Below are 22765 nucleotides of genomic sequence, written 5' to 3'. Positions count from 1 at the left end.
TCGGGGAACTTTGGTCAACGAATCCACCGACGCATCCCGCCTCCCGCCGGGCCTGACCGTGGACGGACACGCCTAGCCCAGAACCTTCCGGACCGCCGGAGCCCAGCACCAAACCAGGAGAACCACGAATTATGAGCGCATCACCCCGCGTCGTCATCATCGGAGCCGGCATCGTCGGCACCAACCTCGCCGACGAACTGGCAAGCCGCGGCTGGACCGACATCACCGTCGTCGAGCAGGGCCCGCTGGAACTCGCAGGCGGCTCCACGTCGCACGCCCCGGGCCTGGTGTTCCAGAACAACCCGTCCAGGACCATGACGGAATTCGCAACCTATACCGTCAACAAACTGCTGGCCCTCAGCAAGGACGGCCAGTCCTGCTTCAACCAGGTGGGCGGCCTGGAACTGGCAACCACTCCGGAGCGCTTGGCGGACCTCAAGCGCAAAATGGGCGTGATGACCTCCTGGGGCGTCGAGAGCCGGATCGTTGACGCGGACGAATGCGAAAAGATCTATCCGTTGCTGAACACGGGCAAGCTCAGCGGTGGCCGGGAGGTCCTGGGCGGCCTGCTGATCCCCACCGACGGCCTCGCCCTCGCCGCCCGCGCCGTACAGCTGCTGATCGAGCGCACGCGCGAACGGGGCGTGACCTACCGCGGCTCCACCACCGTCACCGGCATCGCCCAGGAGGGCGGCAAGGTCACCGGCGTCGAGACCTCCTCAGGACTGATCCCCGCAGACATCGTGGTGTCCTGCGCAGGATTCTGGGGCCGTGAGCTGGGCAGGATGGTGGGCCTGGAGGTACCGCTGCTGCCGCTCGCCCACCAGTACGTGGTCACCACCCCCCTCGCCGAACTCGAGGGCGTCAACGAACTGCCAAAGGGCGCCAGCAAGCCCATCCTGCGCTACCAGGACAAGGACCTGTACTACCGCGAGTGGGGCGACCGCATCGGCATCGGCAGCTACGCGCACCGGCCGATGCCCGTGGACATGTCGGCGCTGCCGAAGGTCCCTGCCGGGGAGATGTCCGACCACCGCATGCCCTCCCGCCTGGACTTCACCCTTGAAGACTTCGTGCCCGCCTGGGAGGACAGCCAGGACCTGCTGCCGGCACTGCGCCGCACCGGGATCCAGGATGGCTTCAACGGCATCTTCTCCTTCACCCCCGACGGCGGCCCGCTGATGGGCGAGGCGCCGGACCTCGACGGCTTCTTCGTGGCCGAGGCCGTCTGGGTCACGCACTCGGCAGGCGTTGCCAAGGCAATGGCAGAGTTGATCATCGACGGTCAGCCGCAGACCGACCTGCACGGCTGCGAGCTGACCCGTTTCGAGAAGGTGCAGACCTCCGACGCCTACGTCAGCGAAACGTCGCAGCAGAACTTCGTGGAGATCTACGACGTCATGCACCCGCTGCAGCCACGGGAATCCCCGCGCGACCTGCGCGTCAGCCCGTTCAACGTCCGCCAGAAGGAACTCGGTGCCTTCTTCCTGGAGTCTGCCGCCTGGGAACGCCCGCACTGGTTCGAGGCCAACCGCGGACTCCTCGAGGAACTTCCCGCCGAATGGCGGACCCCGGAACGCGACGACTGGTCCGCCATGTTCCACTCCCCCATTTCCGCCGCCGAAGCGTGGAAGACGCGCACCGCCGTCGGACTTTTCGACATGACGCCGCTGAAGCGCCTCTCCGTCGCCGGCCCCGGCGCCCAGGCGCTCCTGCACCGGCTCAGCACGGGTAACATCGCCAAAAAGCCGGGCGCGGTGACCTACTGCCTGCTGCTCGCGGACGACGGCGGCATCCGCAGCGATGTGACGGTGGCCAGGCTTGCCGACGAGGAGTTCCAGCTCGGCGTCAACAGCAACGTCGACTTCGACTACCTCCGGGTGGAAGCCCGGAAGCAGTCGGCCGCCGACCCTGCCCAGTGGGTCCACGTCACCGACATCACGGGCAGCACCTGCTGCATCGGGCTCTGGGGTCCGCTGGCCCGCGAGGTCATCGGAAAGGTCAGCACGGACGACCTCAGCAACGACGGCCTGAAGTACTTCCGCACCAAGCAGATTTCCGTTGGGGGCATCCCCGTCACGGCCATGCGGCTCTCCTACGTGGGCGAGCTCGGCTGGGAGCTCTACACCACGGCCGAATACGGGCTCAAGCTCTGGGACCTGCTGTTCGAGGCAGGCCAGGAGCACGGCATTATCGCCGCCGGCCGTGGCGCCTTCAACAGCATGCGCCTTGAGAAGGGCTACCGGCTCTGGGGCACGGACATGACGTCCGAGCACCACCCTTACCAGGCCGGTCTGGGCTTCTCGGTGGCCAAGGACAAGACCGGCTTTGTTGGTGCCGAGGCCCTGGCGTCGCTCCGCGAACAGCCGGCGGCGAAGATCCTGCGCTGCCTGACGGTCGACGACGGCACGTCCGTAGTGCTGGGCAAGGAACCGGTGTACGTGGCCGGGGAAGCCGCTGGTTACGTCACGAGCGCGGCGTACGGATTCACCATCGGCAAGCCCATCGCCTACGCCTGGCTGCCATCGTCGGTATCCGAAGGGGACGCCGTGGAGATCGAGTACTTCGGCCGGCGCGTTGCCGCCACCGTCACCGCCGAGCCGCTCTTCGATCCGGGGATGGAACGCCTCCGCGGCTGACCGGCCCGGCGGTTGAGCCGTCGAAATCTGGTGGTTGGGCCTGCTTGAGACCGGCAGGCCCAACCACCTTTTTCGTGCCCGCTCCTGCGGTCCACTCTGAATGTCGTACCCCCTTGTCATGATGTGTTTATGGGGACAGCGGCGGTGGTGAAGGCGTTCAGGGAGATCCGGGCGGCCCTTGCGGTGCTGAATGCTGAGCTGGATGGGGCCGGGTTGGTGCCGTTTTCTGTGGCTGACCCTCTCGGTGGTTTGGCGGATGGTTGCCTGGAGATTCTGGCTGGTGCGCGGGAGGTGGAGGCCGGGTTCGCGGCGTTGAAGGCGAAGGCGGCGGTGACGTACACGGAGGCTGCTTGTGCCGTGGCGGGACCGGACACGCCGGTGGTGGCGCAGGAGATGGCGGTCGCCGCCGAGATCGGGTGCGTTTTGGCGTTGGGGCCGCGGGCGGCGGGGTCGTTCCTGGCCACCTCGCACGCCGTTGTTTCCTCATTGCCACGGACCTTGGAGGCTTTGCAGGCCGGGACGATCTCATGGCAGCACGCGGTGGTGATGGCGGACGAGACAGCGTGTCTTGATGCCGCGGGGGCTGCGGCGTTGGAAGCGCATTTCCTGGACCCCGATGTACCGGATGGTGCGCGGGGGTGCCCGGCGGGGGAGTTGCCGGCGCACCGGTTCCGGGTCAAGGCGCGGACATGGCGGGAACGCCACCATGCGGAGTCGATTGAGAAGCGGCACGCCCAGGGGGTGGTGGAGCGGCGGGTGGAGTTCCGGCCGGACCGGGACGGGATGGCCTGGCTTAGCGCGTGCCTGCCCGCGGACCAGGCGGTGGCGGGCTGGAACCGGCTCACCGGCGTCGCCCGTGCCCTGCAGGGCACGGACGAGCGCCGGACCCTGACCCAACTCCGCGCGGACCTGTTTGCTGCCACTGTCCTGGGCAGCGGCACATCAGACCGCACGTACGCCAGAGGTACCCCGGCGGGCAGTGTTGAAGAAACAGATGTCCCGCCGACATCAATAAGGGCCCATGTCCTGGTCACGGTTCCCGTGTTCTCGTTGCTGGGCCTGGCCGATGAACCGGCGATGCTGGACGGGTACGGGCCCGTCCCGCCGTCCATGGCGAGGGAACTAATCGCAAACGGAGCTGGCTCGTTCCACCGGGTGTTGGTGGACCCGCGGGACGGGGCGCCGCTGGAGATCGGCAGGACCAGCTACCGCCTCACGAAAGCCATGCGGGCCTGGCTAAGGATGCGCGACGCCAAGTGCCCGTTCCCCGGCTGCAGCAACCACTCCCTCGACAACGAGGCCGACCACCTCCTCGCCTGGGCCAACGGCGGCACCACCGGAATCAGCAACCTGGGACAACCCTGCCCAAAACACCACAAACTACGCCACACCACCGGCTGGACACCCACCCCCGCAACCAAAAACGAACCACCCGGCTGGACCTCACCCATCGGCCGGCACTACCCCAGCGAACACCAGGACTGGGAACCACCACGCTGGCCGAAGGGGGTAAGGCCGGGCGCCGTTGACATCGTCCGCCACCGCGGGTCCCCTTGGGAGGATGCCTTGGAGCGGTTCCTGCACGCCCCGGCATGACAACTGCACCGTCCCGACGCCAACGGCGGCACCCGGGCTGGCCGGTGTGCCGCCGTCGCGGGCCGGTGTGCCGCCGTCGCGGGCCTTCTGGTTGAGGGGTGGGGTTCGCGCGGCTAGGCGGGCGTTCCTGCCAGCTCCCCTGCAGACTCTTCGGACACCGCTGCCTCGCCTTTGTGTGGTTCGAAGCGGACGAACATGGCTTTGAATCCGGGGGTGTTGGACACGCGGGCCACGTTTTCCTTGTGCACCAGTGCGTTGGCCTCGGGGAAGTAGGCGGCGGCGCAGCCCCTGGCCGTGGGGTAGGCCACCAGGCGGAACTTGTCCGCGCGTCGGTCCACACCGTGGAAGGTGCTGACCACGTCCACGAGTTCCCGGTCCTGGAAGCCGGATTCGGCGAGGTCATCGGGGTGGATCAGGATCACGCGGCGGCCGCCGGAGATGCCGCGGTAGCGGTCGTCCAGGCCGTAATAGGTGGTGTTGTACTGGTCGTGGCTGCGGATGGTCTGCAGCACCAGGTGCCCGGGCGGCGGGGTGAGGTACTCCAGCGGGCTGACCGTGAACCGGCCCCGGCCGATGTCGGTGGCGAAGGACCGGGTGTCGCGCGGCGGGTTCGGCAGCACGAAGCCGTTCTTGGTCCGGACGCGGGTGTTGAAGTCCTCAAAGCCGGGCAGCACGCGGGCGATGTGGTCGCGGATCACGTCGTAATCCTCGGCCATGGCCCGCCAGTCCACCGAGTGGTCCGGGCCGAACGTCGCCTCGGCCATCCGGGCCACGATCACGGGCTCGGCGAGCAGATGCTCCGAGACCGGGGTGAGGCGCCCCTGCGTGGAGTGGACCACGGACATGGAGTCCTCCACGGAGAGGAACTGCGCACCCTTGGGGTGCTTGTCGTCCTTGTCCGTCCGGCCCAGTGTGGGAAGGATCAGCGAAGTGCGGCCGTGCACAATGTGCGAGCGGTTGGGCTTGGTGGAAATATGCACGGTCAGCCCGATCCGCTGCATCCCGGCTTCCAGGGCCTCGGTGTCCGAGCAAGCGAGGGAGAAATTGCCGCCCATGGACACGAACACGTCCACCTCATCGCGTTCGAAGGCTTCCATCGATTCCACGGCGTCGTAGCCGTGATGCCGCGGGGACGTGATCCCGAACTCAGCGTCGATGGCAGAGAGGAGCTTTTCGCTGGGCTTCTCCCAGATGCCCATGGTCCGGTCGCCCTGGACATTGGAGTGGCCGCGGACGGGGCAGGCACCGGCGCCGGGCTTGCCGAAGTTGCCCTGCAGCAGCAGGACGTTGACCATTTCCTTGATGGTGTCCACCGAGTGCGGCTGCTGCGTCACGCCCAGCGCCCAGCAGAAAATAGAGGCCTTCGACGCCACCAGCATCCCGGCGACCTTCTCGATCTGGGCACGGTCCAGGCCGGTGGCCTTTTCCGTCTCGTCCCAGTCCAGGCTGCGGCGGGCTTCACGGTAGGCGTCGAAGCCGTCCGTCTGCGCGGCGATGAAGGAATGGTCGACGACGGTCCCCGGGTTTTGCTCTTCGGCCTGCAGGAGCAGGTGGCCCAGCGCCTGGAACAGTGCCAGGTCGCCGCCGACCTTGATCTGCAGGTATTCGTCGGCCAAGGGCGTGCCGCCACCCACCACGCCGGAGACCGTCTGCGGGTCCTTGAAGTTGAACAGGCCGGCCTCGGGCAGCGGGTTCACGGCCACCACCTTGCCGCCCTTGTCCTTGCACTCCTTCAGCGCCGACAGCATGCGGGGGTGGTTGGTGCCCGGGTTCTGGCCGACGACGAAGATCAGTTCGGCGTCGTGGATGTCATCCAGGGACACCGTGCCCTTGCCAATGCCGATCGTCGGGTTCAGTGCCGAGCCGGAGGACTCGTGGCACATGTTGGAGCAGTCCGGCAGGTTGTTCGTCCCGATCGACCGGGCGAACAGCTGGTACAGGAACGCCGTTTCATTCGCGGTGCGCCCGGAGGTGTAGAAGACACAGCGGTCAGGGGTGCTGGCGCGGATATGCTCACCGATCAACTCGAACGCGTCTGCCCAGGAGATCGGCGAGTAGTGCGTCTCGCCCTCCCGGATGACCACCGGCTCGGACAGCCTGCCCTGGTTGCCCAGCCAATACTCGGTCTTGGTGGAAAGCTCGGCAATGGAATGCTTGGCCCAGAACTCGGCTCCCACCGTGCGCAGGGTGTTCTCCTCGGCCACTGCCTTGGCGCCGTTCTCGCAGAACTCAGCCGCCTTGCGCTTCTTGTCCGATTCCGGCCACGCACAGCCCGGGCAGTCAAAGCCTCCGCGCTGGTTCAGCCGCAGCAGCGACTGCGCGGTGCGGGCCACCCCGGCCTGCGCCACCGCGCGTTCCAGCGCCACCATGACCGCCTTGACGCCGGCGGCCTCGGTCTTGGGCTTGTGGACTTCAAGGTTGTCCTCATTAATATCCGCGACAGGGGCGGGCTGCTTACCGAACTTCATCGTTCCAACTTCCTTACGGGCATGGATTCTTCAATCTGCAGGAAAGGCGCGCCAGGGCTTCCCGGCGCGCCTTCCTCCGGCACGTAACTCTCTGTATATGCCGCTGGTTACTGCGCGACCTTCGCCAGGGTTTCCTGTTCCGCGGCGATGGTGGTGTTGTCGCCGTGGCCGGTGCGGACCACGGTCTGGGCCGGGAGGGTCAGGAGGCGTTCGCGGATGGAGGCAAGGATGGTGGGGTAGTCGCTGTAGGACCGCCCGGTGGCTCCCGGGCCGCCGTTGAACAGTGTGTCCCCGGTGAAGACCGTTCCTTCGCTTTCGAGGTAGAAGCAGGTGGACCCCGGCGAGTGGCCGGGCGTGTGGATGGCCTTCAGCGTTGCCCCGCCCACCTGGAACTCGTCGCCATCGGAGTGGTAGCGGTCCGGTTTGGCGTCGGGGTAGACCTGCTCCCACAGCACCAGGTCCTCGGCGTTCAGGTAGATGGGGGCGCCGAGGGCGTCGGCGACTTCGCGGGCGGCGCCGATGTGGTCGTTGTGCGCGTGGGTGAGCAGGATGGCCTTGACCTTCCGGCTGCGGACCTGGTTGATGATCGCGGCGGCGTCGTGGGGTGCGTCGATGATGAGGCATTCCTCGTCGTTGCCTACGATCCAGACGTTGTTGTCCACGTCCCAGGTGCCGCCGTCGAGCGAGAACGTGCCCGAGGTGACCAGGTTCTCGATGGTGACGCTCATGCGGCAGACCCTGCCGGCTGGACTTCGACGACGGAGCGCAGCACTTTGCCCTCGTGCATCTTGCCGAAGGCTTCTTCCACCTGGTCGATGCTGATGCGCTCGGAGACGAACGCGTCCAGGTCCAGGTTGCCCTGCTTGTAGTGCGAGACGAGCATGGGGAAGTCGCGGGAGGGCAGGCAGTCGCCGTACCAGGAGGACTTCAGCGACCCGCCGCGGCCAAAGACGTCCAGCAGCGGCAGTTCAAGTGTCATTTCCGGCGTCGGGACGCCGACCAGGACCACGCGGCCGGCAAGGTCGCGGGCATAGAAGGCCTGCTTGTACGTTTCGGGACGGCCGACGGCGTCAATCACCACGTCCGCTCCGTGGCCTCCGGTGAGGGCGCGGATGGCCTCCACGGCGTCCTCCTGCCGGGAGTTCACGCCGTGGGTGGCACCGAGGGACGTGGCCATGCCGATCTTGTTGTCGTCGATGTCCACGGCGATGATCGTCGTCGCGCCCGCCAGCCTGGCGCCGGCGATCGCGGCGATGCCCACACCGCCGCAGCCGATCACTGCCACGGACTCGCCGCGCTTGACCTCGCCGGTGTTGATCGCGGCACCGATGCCGGCCATGATGCCGCAGCCCAACAGCCCCACCGCGGCAGCATCAACGTCCGGGTCCACCTTGGTGCACTGCCCGGCAGCAACCAGGGTCTTCTCAGCGAAGGCACCGATGCCCAGCGCCGGCGAAAGCTCCGTGCCGTCCTCAAGCGTCATCTTCTGCGTGGCGTTGTGCGTATTGAAGCAGTACTGCGGCTGGCCCTTGGCACACGCCCGGCACTCGCCACAGACCGCACGCCAGTTCAGGATCACCCTGTCCCCGGGCGCCACGGACGTCACGTCGGGACCAACGGCGCTCACAACACCCGTGGCCTCATGACCCAGCAGGTACGGGAAGTCATCGCCGATGCCGCCCTGCTTGTAATGCAGGTCCGTGTGGCAGACACCGCAGGTCAGGATGTCCACCAGCGCCTCCCCCGGCCCCGGATCCGGCACCAGGATCGTCTCCAACGACACCGGAGCGTTCTTCTCCCGGACAACGACAGCTTGAACTTTATGCACCATGGTTCTTGTGTTCCTCTCCTGGACCTTGGCAGTCCGGTAAGTCGGCGACGTGTGCCAATCTAGCTGACGCGCCTGGCCGAGGAAGCAGCCCTGGACCCGACTATTCCCGTTCAATTGCGTATTACACAACAGATTGCACATAGCGCTACGTAGCAATATGTCAGCGGCCACACTTCGTGTCAATAGATATATCAGTTGCAGGGCAGTCGGGCGAGGTGTATCCCGTACCCCCAGCAGCGCGCTTCCGCGGGGGGAAGACTGTCCATCTCCGTCACATTGCCCCGTTATGTCCGCAAAAACCAGGGCAGTAGGCTGGATGTCATGTCTTTTGAAGAACATCCCGTCGAGCGGCGGGAAGTGACCGTCCGGCGCGCCCCCAAGTATCTTCCCTTCCTGATTCTGGGCGGCCTGGTGGGCGTCGTTGCCGCCGCGGTGGTGGCCTATGCAGTGCCGGGCGACGCCACCTTCGACCCGGGCGCGGTCTTCGGCTTCTTCCTTGTCATGTTCGCCGCCGCCGGCGCCATCCTGGGCGCAGCGCTGGCCCTGGTCCTGGACCGCCGCAGCGTCAAGCGCCAGGAACGGGCCACCGTTGAGGCCGTCCCCGACTCTGAACCGGACACCGACCCCCAGCCCTAGCTGGTCACAAAGCGGCAGCCGGAAAAGTCATAGCGCATGTCGTGAGATAATCGACCAGTGGCACGCGGCGATGGAAAACTTTCCCATGATCTTCTCCCCGGCGAAAAAGGCCCGCAGGACGCTTGCGGCGTCTTCGGCGTCTGGGCCCCAGGCGAAGAAGTAGCAAAACTAACCTATTACGGGCTGTATGCATTGCAGCACCGCGGTCAGGAGTCGGCTGGCATAGCAACCAGTGACGGCAAACGGATCAATGTCTATAAGGACATGGGCCTGGTGTCCCAGGTCTTCGACGAGACCACCCTGAACACCCTCACCGGCCATCTGGCCGTTGGCCACTGCCGCTACTCCACAACCGGAGCCAGCCACTGGGCCAACGCGCAGCCCACCCTCGGCGCGACCGCCACCGGTACGGTTGCCCTGGCACACAACGGCAACCTAACCAACACCGCCGAACTCAACGCGATGATCACCGAGCGCAACGGCGGCCAGCTGACCGGTGAAATGAAGCAGGGCAACACCTCGGACACCGCCCTGGTCACCGCGCTCCTGGAGGGCGAACCAGGCAAGACCCTCGAGGAAACCGCCACCGAACTCCTGCCCAAGATCAAGGGCGGCTTCTGCTTTGTCTTCATGGATGAAGGCACCCTCTACGCGGCGCGCGACACTTTCGGTATTCGCCCGCTGGTGCTCGGCCGGTTGGAACGCGGCTGGGTTGTCGCCTCCGAGCAGTCCGCCCTGGCCACCGTCGGCGCCAGCTTCATCCGCGAAATCGAGCCGGGCGAATTCATTGCCATTGACGAGGACGGCGTACGGTCCAAGCGGTTCGCCGAGCCCACGCCTGCGGGCTGTGTCTTCGAATACGTCTACCTTGCGCGCCCTGACGCCGCCATCGCAGGCCGTTCCGTCTACGAATCCCGCGTGGAGATGGGCCGCCAGCTGGCCCGGGAGAACACGCAGCAGGCGGACATCGTCATCCCCGTTCCGGAATCCGGCACGCCCGCGGCCGTCGGCTACGCCGAGGAATCCGGCATCCCGTTCGCACATGGCTTCGTCAAGAACTCCTATGTGGGCCGCACCTTCATCCAGCCGTCGCAGACGCTGCGCCAGCTGGGCATCCGGCTTAAGCTCAACGCCCTGGAATCCGTGATCCGCGGCAAGCGGGTTGTGGTGGTGGATGACTCGATCGTGCGCGGCAACACCCAGCGCGCCATCGTCCGGATGCTCCGGGAGGCCGGGGCCGCCGCCGTGCATGTAAAGATTTCCTCCCCGCCGGTCCAGTGGCCCTGCTTCTACGGCATCGACTTCGCCTCCCGGGCCGAGCTCATTGCCAACGGCGCCACCATCGAAGAGATCTCCCAGGCCATCGGCGCGGACTCGCTGGCCTACATCTCCGAGGACGGCATGATCGGCGCCACCCGGCAGCCGCGCGAACGGCTCTGCACCGCCTGCTTCACCGGCAAGTACCCCATCAAACTTCCCGACGCCGACAAGCTGGGCAAGAACCTGCTGGAGCGCACCGACCTCGGCGGCCTGAAGTCGCCGTCCGCGCTCCCCGGCGAAACGGCCGCCCTGGCAGTTGACGCCACCGAGGACCCCGCAGAGAAGGCCGGCGCCACCGGCTGCGATCCGGGCCCGGACTCTGAATTCGAGAACCTGCTGACCGAAGCCGACCTCGTGCCCGACGTACACGCCGCCACCAGCGCCGACAAGAAGGACTCCGTATGACTTCCGCCAACACCGCCGCAGAGAACTCCGGCATCACCTACGCCTCCGCCGGCGTGGACGTCGAAGCCGGGGACCGCGCCGTCGAGCTCATGAAGGATGCCGTCAAGGCAACCCACAACTCCTCGGTGATCGGCGGGGTGGGCGGCTTTGCCGGCCTTTACGACGTCTCCCGGCTGCTGACCTACAAGAAGCCGCTGCTGGCGACGTCCACCGATGGCGTGGGCACCAAGGTTGCCATTGCCCAGGCCATGGACATCCACGACACCATCGGGTTCGACCTGGTGGGCATGGTGGTGGACGACATCGTGGTGGTGGGCGCCGAACCGCTCTTCATGACCGACTACATCGCGTGCGGCAAGGTGGTTCCGGAGCGGATCGCCGGCATTGTCCGTGGCATCGCGTCGGCTTGCTCGGTGGCCGGCACCGCCCTGGTGGGTGGCGAAACCGCTGAGCACCCAGGCCTGCTGGGCGAGCACGAGTACGACGTTGCCGGAGCCGCCACCGGTGTTGTCGAGGCCGACGCCCTGCTGGGCCCGGACCGCGTCCGCGCCGGAGACGTCGTGATCGGCATGGCCTCCTCCGGGCTGCACTCCAACGGCTACTCCCTGGTCCGCCGCGTCATCAACCACGCCGGCTGGGCCCTGGACCGCCAGGTCTCCGAGCTGGGCCGCACCCTGGGCGAGGAACTCCTGGAACCCACGCGTGTCTACGCAGCTGACTGCCTGGATCTGGCCCGGACCTTCCCGGTCAACGCCGGCGCGGCCGTCCACGGCTTCAGCCACGTGACCGGTGGTGGGCTGGCCGCCAACCTGGCCCGGGTCCTGCCGCAGGGCCTGGTGGCCACGGTGGACCGCGCCACCTGGGAATTGCCCGCCATCTTCAAGCTGGTGTCTGAACTCGGCAACGTTCCGCTGGCCGACCTTGAGCGCACGCTGAACCTCGGCGTGGGCATGGTGGCCATCGTGTCCCCCGAGGCCGCGGATGCCGCCGTCGCGCGGCTGAACGACCGCGGTCTGCCCTCCTGGGTCATGGGCACCGTCACCCAGGACTCGGATTCCATCCTGAAGTCCGGACCCGACTACGTCCAGGGTGCCAAGGGCGTGGACGGCGGCGCAGTCCGGATGGTCAACGCGTACGCCTAAAACCCTCCATCGAGTGCTACGTAGTTGTCGTTTTCACGCCCGATAACGACATCTACGGAGCACTCGATGCGTTTTAGCTGACCTGGATCAGGTTGAGGATTCCGCCCTGCGGGTCCTCGATGGTGGCCAGCGACCCCTCTGACGGGTGCTCGTCAGGCTCCACCAGCACCCTGCCGCCTCCTGCCAGCGCGGCCGCGGCCGCCGCAGCTATGTCCGCGGCGCCAAAGTAGACCTGCCAGTCCGCGTCCTCGCCCGCCTCGGCAGGGATTATGCCGGCCACCTCGCTGCCGTTGATCAGCAGTGTGCTGTAGCTGCCGCCGTCGTCCTGGGGGTACTCGGTGACCTCGTGGCCGAAAAGCTGCTGGAAGAAGCCGACGGCGGCCTGCGGCTCAGGCGTGAAGAGTTCAGCCCAGGCCAGCGCGCCGGGTTCGTTGTAGAGGTGGCTTCCGAAGTGGCTGCCGGGCTGCCAGATTCCGGTGGTCCCGCCGCCGGGCGGGGTCAGGAAGCCCAGGACTCCGGTGTCGCCCACCTGCTCCGGGCCGAACTGCACCGTTCCCCCGGCGTGCCGGGCTTCCTCCAGCACCTCCGCAGTATCCGTAACTGCCAGATAGATGTTCCACGCCGCGGAGGTTCCGGCCTGCAGCTGCAACGGGCTTTGCGGTGCGATGGTGGCCACCAGCTGGCCGCCGGCGAAGGCCTGGGCGTAACTGCGGCCGTCCGGGGTGGGAAAGTCCTGGTAGGTCCAGCCAAAAAGGGTGCCGTAAAAATCCTTGGCCGCGGCAACATCGGGGGTCTGCAGATCCGCCCAGCAGGGCTCTCCGCTAGCGTACGTGGTCCGAACAGTCATGGGGTTACGTTACCAACGGGGCTGAATCCCTGGGGCAACACCGAAAGGAAAGCGCCGAAAGCCCGCTGCCGGACCGGTATACGGAACGGCAGCGGGCACGGCAAAGCAAGCGGTCACCCGGAAGCGGGTATCACAAAGGAGTTCCGCACGCTTCCTGGATCCGCATCAGCGGTTCCGGAAGTCCAGCGGTGTGCGTTGGCGCCATAACAGCCGGGCCACGGGCCACGGCAGGCTTGCGACAACTAACCGATGCGGCGGGTGTCAACCTCGTCGTCATCGTCATCCAAATCATCCGCGTACTTATCCACATAAGCCGAATAGTCCGGTTCGACCGGTTCATTCGAATAATGGCTCGTTGAACGACTGCCTGGGCCCGTCAGCTCACGCTGAAGTGCCGAGTAATCAGTGTTCGGGGAGTAGTACTTAATGTCCCGAGCCTGCTTGGTAGCTTTTGCCTTTTGACGGCCGCGCCCCATGGCGTGACCCCCTTTTGTACTTGGACCGGAGGTGGTCACCTTGGCGATCGGTGAGGCCCCGGAATGTTTGGTCAATTTGTCGTACACCTAGATTACATGCTTTCGGCTGGCCCTGCTTGCCGCCCGGCCGCCCAAACCGCGGCGTGGGGTACCATGGCGCACCTCCAACCGCGGGATTCCGGGATTTTTCTTCGGTAGAGTCGTTCAGGAACTGCCGTTTTTATCTGGCCGTTGGCGAGCCGCGGAACCAAAACCCAGGAGGATGCACACCCGTGAACCACCAGGACATCCCGCCGAAACCTGCCTCGCCGCCGCGGACCGGAAGCATTCCGCAGGTCCCGGCGGAGCGTCCCGGACAGGACGCCACCCGCGGCCCGGCCGCCGGCCCTGGCCCGGCCGCCCCTGTGCCCGCTCCTGCCCCGGAATCCGTCACCTGGTCCCAACCTCCCAGTGATTCCGGACCCGGGAAGCGCGCCAACAGGGGGCCGCTGGTGTGGAAGGCGGTGTTCGTCGTCGTGATCCTGGCCGTCGTGGGCGGGCTGGCGTGGGTTGCCGTGTGGCTGAATACCTCCCCCGGGACCGATTCGGCGAAGAGTACGGCGCCGGGCGTCCTGCAGACCACCGTCACGCCGCCCGCCACCCCCCAGCCGCTCCCCCGCGAAGGGGTTGCCCCGGCGGCGTACGCGGTGGGCGACTGCTTCACGGACTTCGACCCCCAGGGGCTGGCTTCCACGGTGGTGGCTTGTGACACGGGCCATTCGGCGCAGCTGGTGGCCACCTACCTCTACCCCGATAAGGCCGAATATCCGGGCGCGGAGCCACTCAAGGCCAAGGCGCTGGAGGTCTGCCAGGCGGCCAAGCTTACGGCCGCCGCCAACCAGTTCCAGCTCAACTACCAGCGGAGCTTCCCCAGCAGCACCAGCTGGCAGTCGGGTGACCGCAGGGTTGACTGCTATGTCACCGCCGACCGCGGCAATGTGATTAACGCAAGCGTGCTGCCCTGACGGTCAAGCCGCCAGGGCAGCACGGCTGCAAGGGAACGCCCCGCGGCTAGTCCTTCCGCCGCACTGACAGGCCTGAGCTTGGGCTGCCGGTCAGTGTGTCCACGGTGCCCTGGGTGAGTTCGCCGAAGTCCGGCGCGGTGTCCACCAGGACGGTGTCACCGTCGCTGATCTCGCCCGCAAGGATGGCCTTGGCCAGCCGGTCGCCGATCTCGCGCTGCACCAGGCGGCGCAGCGGCCGGGCACCGTAGGCTGGATCGTAGCCGGACAACGCGAGCCAGGCTTTGGCACCATCGGTGACATCCAGGGTGAGCCGCCGCTCGTGCAGCCGGCGCCCCAGTTCGGCCACGTGCAGGTCCACGATGTGCGCCAGCTCCTCCACCGTCAGGGCGTCGAACAGCACCACCTCGTCCAGCCGGTTCAGGAACTCCGGCTTGAAGGACGCGTTGACGGTGGCCATCACGGCGTTGCGCTTGGCCTCGGCGTCCAGCGACTGGTCCACCAGGAACTGGCTGCCCAGGTTGGAGGTCAGCACCAGGATGACGTTGCGGAAGTCCACGGTGCGGCCCTGCCCGTCGGTGAGGCGGCCGTCGTCGAGCACCTGCAGGAGGATGTCGAACACCTCGGGGTGCGCCTTCTCCACCTCATCCAGCAGCACCACGGAATACGGACGACGGCGGACGGCCTCGGTCAGCTGGCCGCCTTCCTCGTAGCCGACGTATCCCGGAGGCGCGCCGACCAGCCGGGCGACGCTGTGCTTCTCGCCGTACTCCGACATGTCGATGCGCACCATGGCACGTTCGTCGTCGAACAGGAAGTCCGCCAGGGCCTTGGCCAGTTCGGTCTTGCCGACGCCGGTGGGGCCCAGGAACAGGAAGGAACCGGTGGGCCGGTTGGGGTCGCTGATGCCGGCCCGGGCGCGCCGGACAGCGTCGGACACCGCGGCCACCGCCTTGGACTGGCCGATGAGCCGCTTGCCCAGTTCCTCCTCCATGTGCAGCAGCTTCTGGCTTTCGCCCTGCAGCATCCGGCCGGCGGGGATGCCGGTCCAGGCCGAGATCACTTCGGCAATGTCTTCCGCGGTCACTTCCTCGGCCACCATCTGCGCGGACTTGTCCGTCACGGCGGCCTCCGCCTCGGCGGCGGCGTTCAGCTCGCGCTCCAGGGCCGGGATCTCGCCGTACAGGATCCGGGAAGCGGCCTCCAGGTCGCCCTCGCGCTGGGCCTTGTCGGCCGCGGAGCGCAGTTCATCCAGCTTGGCCTTCAGGTCACCCACCCGGTTGAGCCCGGCCTTCTCGGCCTCCCAGCGTGCGTTCAGCGCCGAGAGCTCCTCTTCCTTGTCGGCCTTGTCGGCGCGGAGCGCGGCCAGCCGTTCCACCGAGGCGGCGTCGGTTTCGCCCTCCAGCGCCAGTTCCTCCATGGTGAGCCGGTCCACCTGCCGGCGCAGCTGGTCGATTTCCTCCGGGGCGGAGTCGATCTCCATGCGCAGCCGGGACGCGGCCTCATCCACCAGGTCGATGGCCTTGTCCGGAAGCTGGCGGCCGGAGATATAGCGGTTGGACAGCGTGGCGGCGGCTACCAGGGCGGAGTCCGCGATGGACACCTTGTGGTGCGCCTCGTAGCGTTCCTTGAGGCCGCGGAGGATGCCGATGGTGTCCTCCACGCTGGGCTCGCCGACGTAGACCTGCTGGAAGCGGCGTTCCAGCGCGGCGTCCTTTTCGATGTTTTCGCGGTACTCGTCCAGGGTGGTGGCACCGATCAGCCGCAGCTCGCCGCGGGCCAGCATGGGCTTGAGCATGTTGCCCGCATCCATGGAGGAATCACCGGTGGCACCGGCGCCCACCACCGTGTGGATCTCGTCGATGAAGGTGACGATCTGGCCCTCTGAGCCCTTGATTTCCTCGAGGACCGCCTTCAGCCGTTCCTCGAATTCGCCGCGGTACTTCGCGCCGGCCACCATGGAGCCAAGGTCCAGGGAGATGAGGGTCTTGCCACGCAGGCTTTCCGGGACATCGCCTGCCACCATGCGCTGGGCCAGCCCTTCCACCACAGCCGTCTTGCCCACGCCGGGTTCGCCGATCAGCACCGGGTTGTTCTTGGTGCGCCGGGACAGGACCTGGACCACGCGCCGGATTTCGGAGTCGCGCCCGATCACCGGGTCCAGCTTGCCGGCGCGGGCCATGGCGGTGAGGTCCGTACCGTACTTTTCGAGGGCCTGGAAGGTGTTTTCGGGATCGGGGCTGTCCACCTTACGGTCGCCGCGGACCCCCGGGAGGGCCGCGAGGAGCGCCTCGCGGGACGCACCGGCGTCGCGCAGCAGGCGGGCGGCGGCATCATTGCCGGCCGAGAGGCCCACCAGGAGCACCTCGGTGGACACGAAGCTGTCACCCAGCCGGTCCGCTTCCTCCTTGGCATGCTGGATGGCCTGGAGGGCGGGCCGGGAGAGCTGGGCCTGCTGGCTGGAACCGCCGGACGTGGCGGGCAATGCCTTGATGGCGCTGCTGGCCTGGACGCTGACGGAGTCGGGATCGGCGCCGGCGGCGCGGAGGAGCGCGACGGCGACACCCTCCCGCTGGTCCATCAGCGCCTTCAGGAGGTGGGCGGGCTCCACCTGCGGGTTGCCGGCCGTCGAGGCGTTCATTGCCGCGGCGGAAAGAGCCTCCTGGCTCTTGGTGGTGAACTTGACGTCCAAAGAGAGCTCCTTTCGGGGGGCTGGTTGACTAAGTTGAGTCTACTACGCTCAACTTTGCACAGCGAGGTCCACTAGCCATGTTTGCCCACGGCGAAACGGGTGTCCAGAGCCAGAGGTCCTGCCGGCAGCCCCGGTGTGTCAGGTGGCGTACACGGACACGGCTGCGGCCTTGACCACGAAGTGCACCGCCATGCCCGGAGCCAGGCCCAGGTCGGCGGAAGCTGCAGGGGTGATGTCCGCGGCCAGGCTGCCGGCGCGGACGCGGACCTGGTCGCCGTGGGGTTCCAGGTCGGTGATGGTGACGGCGAACGAATTCCGCGGGCTTCCGTGGGCGTCGTTGAGGAACACGGAAACGGCCGACGGCGGAAACACGGCGACGCCGGCAGCGCCCGGCCGGGCCGCCTGGACCGGTTCCCCGGAGCCGCGCGCGTCCTCCTCGTGGCCGGCAATCCTCAGGCCCCCGCTGGCCCGCACCCCGGCGCCGTCCAGGATGCCCGGAATGAAGTTCAGGCCCGCAAGTCCGGCGGCAAAGGAACTCCGGGGGCGTTCCAGTACGGCCCGGGTAGGGCCTTCCTCGACGATCCTGCCGTTGTCCAGGATGACCACACGGTCCGCCAGCATCAGGGCGTCCAGGACGTCGTGGGTGACGATGACGGCCTGGCGGCCGGCAAGGACACGCTTGAAGAGCCGCCGCAGCAGGGGCGCGGAATGGATGTCCAGGGCGGCCAGCGGCTCATCGAGCAGGAGGAGCGCGGGATCGGCGGCGAGCGCGCGGGCAACGGCTACCCGCTGGGCCTGGCCGCCGGACAGTTCGGCAGGCCGGCGGCCGGCGAGATGTTCTGCTTCCACCTCTGCGAGCCAGCGCAGGGCCCGGGCGTTTGCCTCCCGCCGGGGAACGCCGGCACTCCGGGGCCCGAAGGCCACGTTGTCCGCTGCGGTCAGGTGGGGAAACAGCAGCGGTTCCTGCGCGAGCAGGGCTATGCCGCGCTGGTGGGGAGGTGCCCAGCTGCGCTTGCCGTCCCTGAGGTCAAAAAGGGTGCTGCCATTGAGTGCGGCCACGCCGCTGTCCGGCCGGAGCAGGCCGGCGATGCTGGCCAGCAGTGTCGATTTGCCGGCGCCGTTGGGTCCCATGACGGCCACGGTTTCACCAGGCTGGACCGTCAGGGCAACGTCGAAGCCGCGCCCGGCCACGGCTGCCTGGAAGGACAGCGTCACGGAACGTTCCCTCCTGCCGGGGCCGGCGCCGTCGTCCGCTGTCCAGCTCCGGCCCGGCCCGCTGCCGGCCGCCGGTAGGCAAGGGCCACCACCGCGGCGGCGACGGCCACCAGGACCAGGGACAGCGCGACGGCGGCGTCCGGGTCCGTTTCCCGCTGCAGGTAGATCTCCAGCGGGAGGGTCCGGGTCACCCCCTGGAGGCTGCCCGCGAAGGTCAGCGTGGCACCGAATTCGCCCAGGCTGCGGGCGAAGGAAAGCACGGCACCGGAGGCCAGCCCGGGCAGGACGAGCGGCAGCGTGACGCGCCGGAACACGGTGCCCGGCCGGGCTCCGAGGGTGGCCGCGACGGCCTCGTACCGGGAGCCGGAGGTCCGCAGGGCGCCCTCGAGACTGACCACCAGGAACGGCAGCGCCACGAACGTCTGCGCCAGCACCACCGCCGTTGTGGAAAAGGCGATGCGCAGCCCCAGCACGTCCAGGGCCTGGCCCAGCAGCCCCTGGCGCCCAAATGTGTAGAGGAGGGCGATGCCGCCCACCACAGGTGGAAGCACCAGCGGCAGGAGCACCAGTGCGCGCAGCAGGCCCTGCAGGCGGAAGGTGTCCCGGGCAAGCACCAGGGCCAGCGGGACGCCCAGCACGATGCACAGCGCCGTGCTGGCAGCAGAGGTGCGAAGGCTCAGTCCCAGGGCCGTCAGCGACGGCTCCGAGGTGACCAGTGGGATGAACTGGCCCCAGTCCACCCTGAGCACCATCGCCAGCAGCGGAAGCACGACGACGACGGCGGCCAGGGCAGCCAGCGCACGGACCCAGCCGGGAATGCCGGTATACGCCTGCCGCATTTGGTGCTACCTCCCGGGGTTTCGTTGGCTCAACGGTTTTCCAGTACCTGCTTGAGCCGGGACAGCTGGGCCACCTCGGATTCCATGGTCCGGGTGACCATCGAGTCCAGGACCCGCATCAGGAGCGGCAGCCTGGCATCCAGGCTGAAGTGCACGGTGGTCCCGCCGGCGTCCTCGGTGAGGGCGTACTCGCCGGTGGGGCGGGCCGGGCCAGCCACCACTTCGAAGCCCAGCAGGCGGCCGGGCTGGGCTGCCGTGATCCGGTAGTCGCCCTGGATGGGGCGTCCCTTGGGCCCGGCGAGGGTTTGGCTGTAGATGGCTCCAACTTGGCCGGGAGCGCCCTCCCGCAGGGAAATGGACTTCACCCCGTCACGCCATGCCGGGTTGTTCAGTCCGTCAGCAAGGAAGTCATAGACTTCGCGGGCAGGCCGGTTGATGATGACACTGTTCTCGGCGTGGGCCATGCGTTTCCTCCGGTGTGCTGAAGCGGTAAGGGGGCTGGACGGGTTCTGTGGGGACGTACCCGTGATGTACCGCCGGTGCGCGCCTGGCCCCACCCTACTGCCGCGCCCGTCATTCGCGGCACTATTGCTGGCCGGGCCCGAACCCGGCGGCGGCGAGGACCTTTTGCCCTTCTGGACCGGCGACCAGGTCCCGGAAGGCGCGGGCCGTGGCCTTGTTCCCGCCGTTGGCAACGGCAGCAATGGCATAGGTGTTGACGGCGGTTCCGGATTCCGGGAACGGGATGCCCGCCACCCGGGTTCCGGCAGAGCTGATGTCCGTGCCGTAGACAAGCCCGGCGTCGGCCTCGCCGGAGGCCACCTTGCCCAGGACATCGGTGACCGAGTTTTCCTCGCTGACGGGGTTCAACGCCACACCTGCCGCGTCCGCAGCCTTGGCCGTGGCAGCCCCGCAGGGGACCTGCCTGGCGCAGGTGACCAGCTTGATGCCGGGCCGGGCGAGGTCCTTCAGCCCTGCGACCCCGGCCGGATTGCCCGGCGGTACTGCGATGGCCAGGGTGTTGCTGGCAAAATCCGTCGGCGTCCCATCCACCAGGCCTTCATCTTGCACCTTCTTCATGGTGGCCGCATCTGCCGAGGCGAAGACATCAGCGGGCGCCCCCTGGCTGATCTGGCTGGCCAGGTCGGAGGAGCCGGCGAAACTCAGCGTGACGGTGGTGCCCGGATGCCCAGTCTCGAACGTGCGGGCGAGCTCGGTGAAGGTGGCCTTCAGGGAGGCAGCTGCGAAGACGGTGATGGTGCCGTGCGGCGCGGGGCCGGCGCCGGAGTCCGGTGCGATGCCGGCCTCCGCGGCGCACCCGCTGAGGGCTGCCGGCAGGAGAAGGGCCACGGCAACCAGGGCTGCGAAGATCCTGGGCTTCGGGATGCAAACGCGGCGGGTCATGCGGCAGCCCGTCCCTTCGGGGATTCGATGATGACCGTTGTTGCCTTGACCACGGCGGTGGCCACCGAGCCCGGTTCGAGGCCCAGTTCACGTACCGCTTCGCTGCTCATCAGCGAAACAACCCGGAACGGCCCGCACTGCAGTTCCACCTGGGCCATCACCTTGTCCGAGATGACGTTGGTGACCAGGCCCACGAACCGGTTGCGGGCCGAACTGCTGCCGCTTTTCGGATCATCCGGAAGCTGCGCCAGCTTCTGCGCATGGGCTGCCAGCTCCAACCCGTCCACGGCGAGCCGTCCGGAGTCGTCACGGAGCGGGGTCAGCGTTCCATGCTCGGTCCAGCGGCGGATCGTGTCATCACTGACACCCAGGAAACGGGCAGCCTCAGAGACGCGGATAAGGGTCACGAACTCACTATAGTCCGCAAATGCGGAACGGCGGCTGGTTTTGCTCCGTAATTGCCAATCGCCACCTTCCGGCCCGCAGCAGACTTTCCCGGGGAGGGCGGCACTAGACTCCTTCCATGGCCATCTACATCGACCCGCCGCTGTGGCCTGCACACGGAACCCATTTTTCGCATCTGGTCTCGGACGCGTCGCTGGAGGAGCTGCACCATTTCGCCGCCGCCGCCGGGATTCCGGAGCGGGCGTTCGACGGCGACCATTACGACGTTCCGGAACGCCGCTTTGACGAACTGGTGGCGGCCGGGGCGGTTTCGGTGGAGGCCAGGGTGCTGGTCCGTAAACTCATCGCCAGCGGACTGCGCATCCCGGCACGCCGGCGCAACAAGTCGCTGAAAGTCCCGCTCCTGAACCGGTGGGAGGCCGTCATGCCCGGCCACGACGCCCTCTTCCTGGACCTTTTGGACCGGTGGAGCGAACCGCACCGGCATTACCACGGCAGCACCCACCTCCTCTCCGTCCTGGAGGCACTGGACCTGCTCACCGAACCGGCAGAGGCGCCCCGGACCGTACTGCTGGCGGCCTGGTTCCATGACGCCGTGTACCGGGGCGCGGCGGGCCGGGATGAAGAGGAGTCCGCTCTGCTTGCCGAACACGGCCTTGCCGGGGCCGGCCTGCCGGAGGACGAGGTGGCCGAAGTGGCCCGGCTGGTACGCGTCACGTCGGACCACCGGCCGGAAGCGGGCGATGCCGCAGGGGCCCTGCTCTGCGACGCGGACCTTTCCATCCTCGGCAGCGGACCGGAGGAATACGCCCGCTATGTAGCCGCCGTGCGGAAAGACTACGCGCACATCGGCGACGCCGACTTCGCGGCCGGGCGGGCCGCCGTCGTGCGGCACCTGCTGGAACTTGACCCGCTCTTCCACCATCCGCGGGCCCGGGAGCTGTGGCTGGATGCCGCGCACCGGAACCTGAACGGCGAACTGGCGTGAACGCCCCAGGCTCCAGCCCGCGGCACACCTACTCAGCCAACGCCGCCCACCGGCAGCTCCCCTTCACCATCAGGCTGGACTGGGGCGTGGCCGGCGCCGGAACCGTGGCCGCGGGTGCCGACCTGGCGGTGGTGGTGGACGTCCTGTCCTTCAGCACCTGCGTCAGCGTGGCACTGGACCGGGGCGCCGAAGTGTTCCCCTTCCGGTGGCGTGATACGGGTGCGGAGGACTTCGCCGCCCACCACCGGGCGCAACTGGCCGGTCCGCGCGGCGGGGGCGGCTTGAGCCTCTCCCCCGCCAGCTTCCGGGATGCTGCATCGTTGGGAAGGGTGGTGCTGCCCTCCCCCAACGGGTCCGAACTGTGCCGGGCGCTGGCCGGGGAAGTACCGCTGGTGGCGGCAGTCTGCCTGCGGAACGCCGCCGCGACGGCCGACTGGGTGGCCGCGAACCTTGCGGATGACGCGGTAGTAGCCGTGGTTGCCGCCGGTGAGCGGTGGCCGGACGGTACGCTGCGGCCAGCCGTGGAGGACCACATCGGCGCCGGGGCGTTCATTGCGGGGCTGGTGGCCGCCGGCCGGGGCGGCTACGAGGCCGGGGACGGCAGGCACGGCTACGCCCCGGAGGCCGTGGCAGCGATGGCTGTGTTCGAGTCCGCCGAACCGCGGCTGCGCGAAATGCTGCAGCAGTGTTCCAGCGGCCGGGAGCTGGCAGGGGCCGGCTATGCGGAAGACGTGGATATCGCGGCGGAACTGGACCAGAGCGACTCTGTGGCCATCCTGCGGGAGGGTGCCTTCCGTCCGCTCTGATGGGCCGATGGTCCGCCGGCCAGGTCAGCGGCGGGCGGTTTACGGATGCGGGGAC

19 protein-coding genes are annotated in these 22765 nt (G+C 67.8%); 8 read left to right on the top strand and 11 right to left on the bottom strand.

Annotated elements, in window-relative coordinates; genetic code table 11:
• Positions 1-131 precede the first annotated feature (131 nt).
• Complete coding sequence (locus PUN71_RS18620) at positions 132-2639, top strand: GcvT family protein (protein WP_277799596.1); 2508 nt, start codon at positions 132-134, stop codon at positions 2637-2639.
• Positions 2640-2768: 129 nt separating this feature from the next.
• Positions 2769-4235, top strand: coding sequence for an HNH endonuclease signature motif containing protein (locus PUN71_RS18615; protein WP_277799595.1), 1467 nt, complete (start codon positions 2769-2771; stop codon positions 4233-4235).
• Positions 4236-4348: 113 nt separating this feature from the next.
• Here the strand turns inward: PUN71_RS18615 and PUN71_RS18610 are convergent, their stop codons facing one another.
• The 3 genes from PUN71_RS18610 to PUN71_RS18600 all read right to left on the bottom strand — a co-directional run bounded on the left by PUN71_RS18610 (position 4349) and on the right by PUN71_RS18600 (position 8534).
• A complete protein-coding gene (locus PUN71_RS18610) occupies positions 4349-6703 on the bottom strand; it encodes an FdhF/YdeP family oxidoreductase (RefSeq protein WP_277799594.1) in 2355 nt (784 codons plus the stop codon).
• A gap of 107 nt (positions 6704-6810) precedes the next feature.
• On the bottom strand, positions 6811-7431 hold the full coding sequence (locus PUN71_RS18605) for an MBL fold metallo-hydrolase (RefSeq protein WP_277799593.1): 621 nt from the start codon (positions 7429-7431) through the stop codon (positions 6811-6813).
• The gene (locus PUN71_RS18600; protein WP_277799592.1) at positions 7428-8534 is read right to left on the bottom strand and encodes an S-(hydroxymethyl)mycothiol dehydrogenase; all 1107 of its coding nucleotides are present in this window, start codon (positions 8532-8534) and stop codon (positions 7428-7430) included. The genes PUN71_RS18605 and PUN71_RS18600 overlap by 4 nt, the downstream gene beginning before the upstream one ends.
• Before the next feature lie 321 nt (positions 8535-8855).
• Between PUN71_RS18600 and PUN71_RS18595 the strand changes: the two genes are divergently transcribed.
• The 3 genes from PUN71_RS18595 to purM are packed head-to-tail and all read left to right on the top strand — an operon-like array spanning position 8856 to position 12037.
• Positions 8856-9170 carry a hypothetical protein gene (locus PUN71_RS18595; protein WP_277799591.1) on the top strand — a complete coding sequence of 105 codons (315 nt, stop codon included), beginning with the start codon at positions 8856-8858 and terminating at the stop codon, positions 9168-9170.
• A 57-nt stretch (positions 9171-9227) separates the two neighbouring features.
• Positions 9228-10895 carry an amidophosphoribosyltransferase gene (gene purF, locus PUN71_RS18590; protein WP_043455722.1) on the top strand — a complete coding sequence of 556 codons (1668 nt, stop codon included), beginning with the start codon at positions 9228-9230 and terminating at the stop codon, positions 10893-10895.
• Positions 10892-12037, top strand: a complete 1146-nt coding sequence (gene purM, locus PUN71_RS18585) for a phosphoribosylformylglycinamidine cyclo-ligase (protein ID WP_043455725.1) — start codon at positions 10892-10894, stop codon at positions 12035-12037. Before purF ends, purM begins: the two co-directional genes overlap by 4 nt.
• A 73-nt stretch (positions 12038-12110) precedes the next feature.
• Here purM and PUN71_RS18580 read toward each other — a convergent pair whose 3' ends face one another.
• Together PUN71_RS18580 and PUN71_RS18575 are read right to left on the bottom strand one after the other, a co-directional pair.
• Positions 12111-12884, bottom strand: a complete 774-nt coding sequence (locus PUN71_RS18580; RefSeq protein WP_277799590.1) for a VOC family protein — start codon at positions 12882-12884, stop codon at positions 12111-12113.
• Positions 12885-13126: 242 nt separating this feature from the next.
• Positions 13127-13360: a DUF3073 domain-containing protein gene (locus PUN71_RS18575; protein ID WP_082007139.1), complete on the bottom strand. Its 234-nt coding sequence runs from the start codon at positions 13358-13360 to the stop codon at positions 13127-13129.
• Between the two features lie 272 nt (positions 13361-13632).
• Between PUN71_RS18575 and PUN71_RS18570 the strand changes: the two genes are divergently transcribed.
• Complete coding sequence (locus tag PUN71_RS18570; RefSeq protein ID WP_277799589.1) at positions 13633-14364, top strand: septum formation family protein; 732 nt, start codon at positions 13633-13635, stop codon at positions 14362-14364.
• A gap of 46 nt (positions 14365-14410) precedes the next feature.
• On the opposite strand, the gene clpB is transcribed toward PUN71_RS18570, so the two are convergent.
• The 6 genes from clpB to PUN71_RS18540 all read right to left on the bottom strand — a co-directional run bounded on the left by clpB (position 14411) and on the right by PUN71_RS18540 (position 20918).
• Positions 14411-17053 (bottom strand): ATP-dependent chaperone ClpB, encoded by a 2643-nt coding sequence (gene clpB / locus PUN71_RS18565; protein ID WP_277799588.1) that lies wholly within the window; start codon positions 17051-17053, stop codon positions 14411-14413.
• A gap of 138 nt (positions 17054-17191) precedes the next feature.
• On the bottom strand, positions 17192-18268 hold the full coding sequence (locus PUN71_RS18560) for a sulfate/molybdate ABC transporter ATP-binding protein (RefSeq protein WP_277799587.1): 1077 nt from the start codon (positions 18266-18268) through the stop codon (positions 17192-17194).
• Positions 18265-19107 (bottom strand): ABC transporter permease, encoded by an 843-nt coding sequence (locus PUN71_RS18555; RefSeq protein WP_277799586.1) that lies wholly within the window; start codon positions 19105-19107, stop codon positions 18265-18267. Before PUN71_RS18555 ends, PUN71_RS18560 begins: the two co-directional genes overlap by 4 nt.
• A gap of 29 nt (positions 19108-19136) precedes the next feature.
• Positions 19137-19571 (bottom strand): SRPBCC family protein, encoded by a 435-nt coding sequence (locus tag PUN71_RS18550; protein ID WP_277799585.1) that lies wholly within the window; start codon positions 19569-19571, stop codon positions 19137-19139.
• Positions 19572-19692: 121 nt separating this feature from the next.
• Positions 19693-20511 carry a molybdate ABC transporter substrate-binding protein gene (modA, locus tag PUN71_RS18545; RefSeq protein WP_277799584.1) on the bottom strand — a complete coding sequence of 273 codons (819 nt, stop codon included), beginning with the start codon at positions 20509-20511 and terminating at the stop codon, positions 19693-19695.
• Positions 20508-20918 (bottom strand): TOBE domain-containing protein, encoded by a 411-nt coding sequence (locus tag PUN71_RS18540; RefSeq protein WP_277799583.1) that lies wholly within the window; start codon positions 20916-20918, stop codon positions 20508-20510. Before PUN71_RS18540 ends, modA begins: the two co-directional genes overlap by 4 nt.
• 116 nt (positions 20919-21034) lie before the next feature.
• Here PUN71_RS18540 and PUN71_RS18535 point away from each other — a divergent pair, with 116 nt between their 5' ends.
• Both PUN71_RS18535 and PUN71_RS18530 read left to right on the top strand, forming a co-directional pair.
• Positions 21035-21904, top strand: a complete 870-nt coding sequence (locus tag PUN71_RS18535; RefSeq protein ID WP_277799582.1) for a DUF4031 domain-containing protein — start codon at positions 21035-21037, stop codon at positions 21902-21904.
• Positions 21901-22710, top strand: coding sequence for a 2-phosphosulfolactate phosphatase (locus PUN71_RS18530; protein ID WP_277799581.1), 810 nt, complete (start codon positions 21901-21903; stop codon positions 22708-22710). The genes PUN71_RS18535 and PUN71_RS18530 overlap by 4 nt, the downstream gene beginning before the upstream one ends.
• Positions 22711-22765: the final 55 nt, after the last annotated feature.

It is taken from the genome of Arthrobacter sp. NQ7, from assembly GCF_029581595.2.
GTDB lineage: Bacteria > Actinomycetota > Actinomycetes > Actinomycetales > Micrococcaceae > Arthrobacter > Arthrobacter phenanthrenivorans_B.
Note: the sequence above shows the minus strand (reverse complement) of the source record. Positions and strands in the feature narration are given on the sequence as shown.

Coding starts and splice junctions, on each gene's coding strand:
- PUN71_RS18615 (WP_277799595.1), top strand. CDS start 2,769: ATGGGGACAGCGGCGGTGGTGAAGGCGTTCAGGGAGATCCGGGCGGCC.
- PUN71_RS18605 (WP_277799593.1), bottom strand. CDS start 7,431: ATGAGCGTCACCATCGAGAACCTGGTCACCTCGGGCACGTTCTCGCTC.
- PUN71_RS18535 (WP_277799582.1), top strand. CDS start 21,035: ATGGCCATCTACATCGACCCGCCGCTGTGGCCTGCACACGGAACCCAT.
- PUN71_RS18610 (WP_277799594.1), bottom strand. CDS start 6,703: ATGAAGTTCGGTAAGCAGCCCGCCCCTGTCGCGGATATTAATGAGGAC.
- PUN71_RS18550 (WP_277799585.1), bottom strand. CDS start 19,571: ATGGCCCACGCCGAGAACAGTGTCATCATCAACCGGCCTGCCCGCGAA.
- PUN71_RS18580 (WP_277799590.1), bottom strand. CDS start 12,884: ATGACTGTTCGGACCACGTACGCTAGCGGAGAGCCCTGCTGGGCGGAT.
- PUN71_RS18575 (WP_082007139.1), bottom strand. CDS start 13,360: ATGGGGCGCGGCCGTCAAAAGGCAAAAGCTACCAAGCAGGCTCGGGAC.
- PUN71_RS18620 (WP_277799596.1), top strand. CDS start 132: ATGAGCGCATCACCCCGCGTCGTCATCATCGGAGCCGGCATCGTCGGC.
- purM (WP_043455725.1), top strand. CDS start 10,892: ATGACTTCCGCCAACACCGCCGCAGAGAACTCCGGCATCACCTACGCC.
- PUN71_RS18555 (WP_277799586.1), bottom strand. CDS start 19,107: ATGCGGCAGGCGTATACCGGCATTCCCGGCTGGGTCCGTGCGCTGGCT.
- PUN71_RS18595 (WP_277799591.1), top strand. CDS start 8,856: ATGTCTTTTGAAGAACATCCCGTCGAGCGGCGGGAAGTGACCGTCCGG.
- PUN71_RS18600 (WP_277799592.1), bottom strand. CDS start 8,534: ATGGTGCATAAAGTTCAAGCTGTCGTTGTCCGGGAGAAGAACGCTCCG.
- modA (WP_277799584.1), bottom strand. CDS start 20,511: ATGACCCGCCGCGTTTGCATCCCGAAGCCCAGGATCTTCGCAGCCCTG.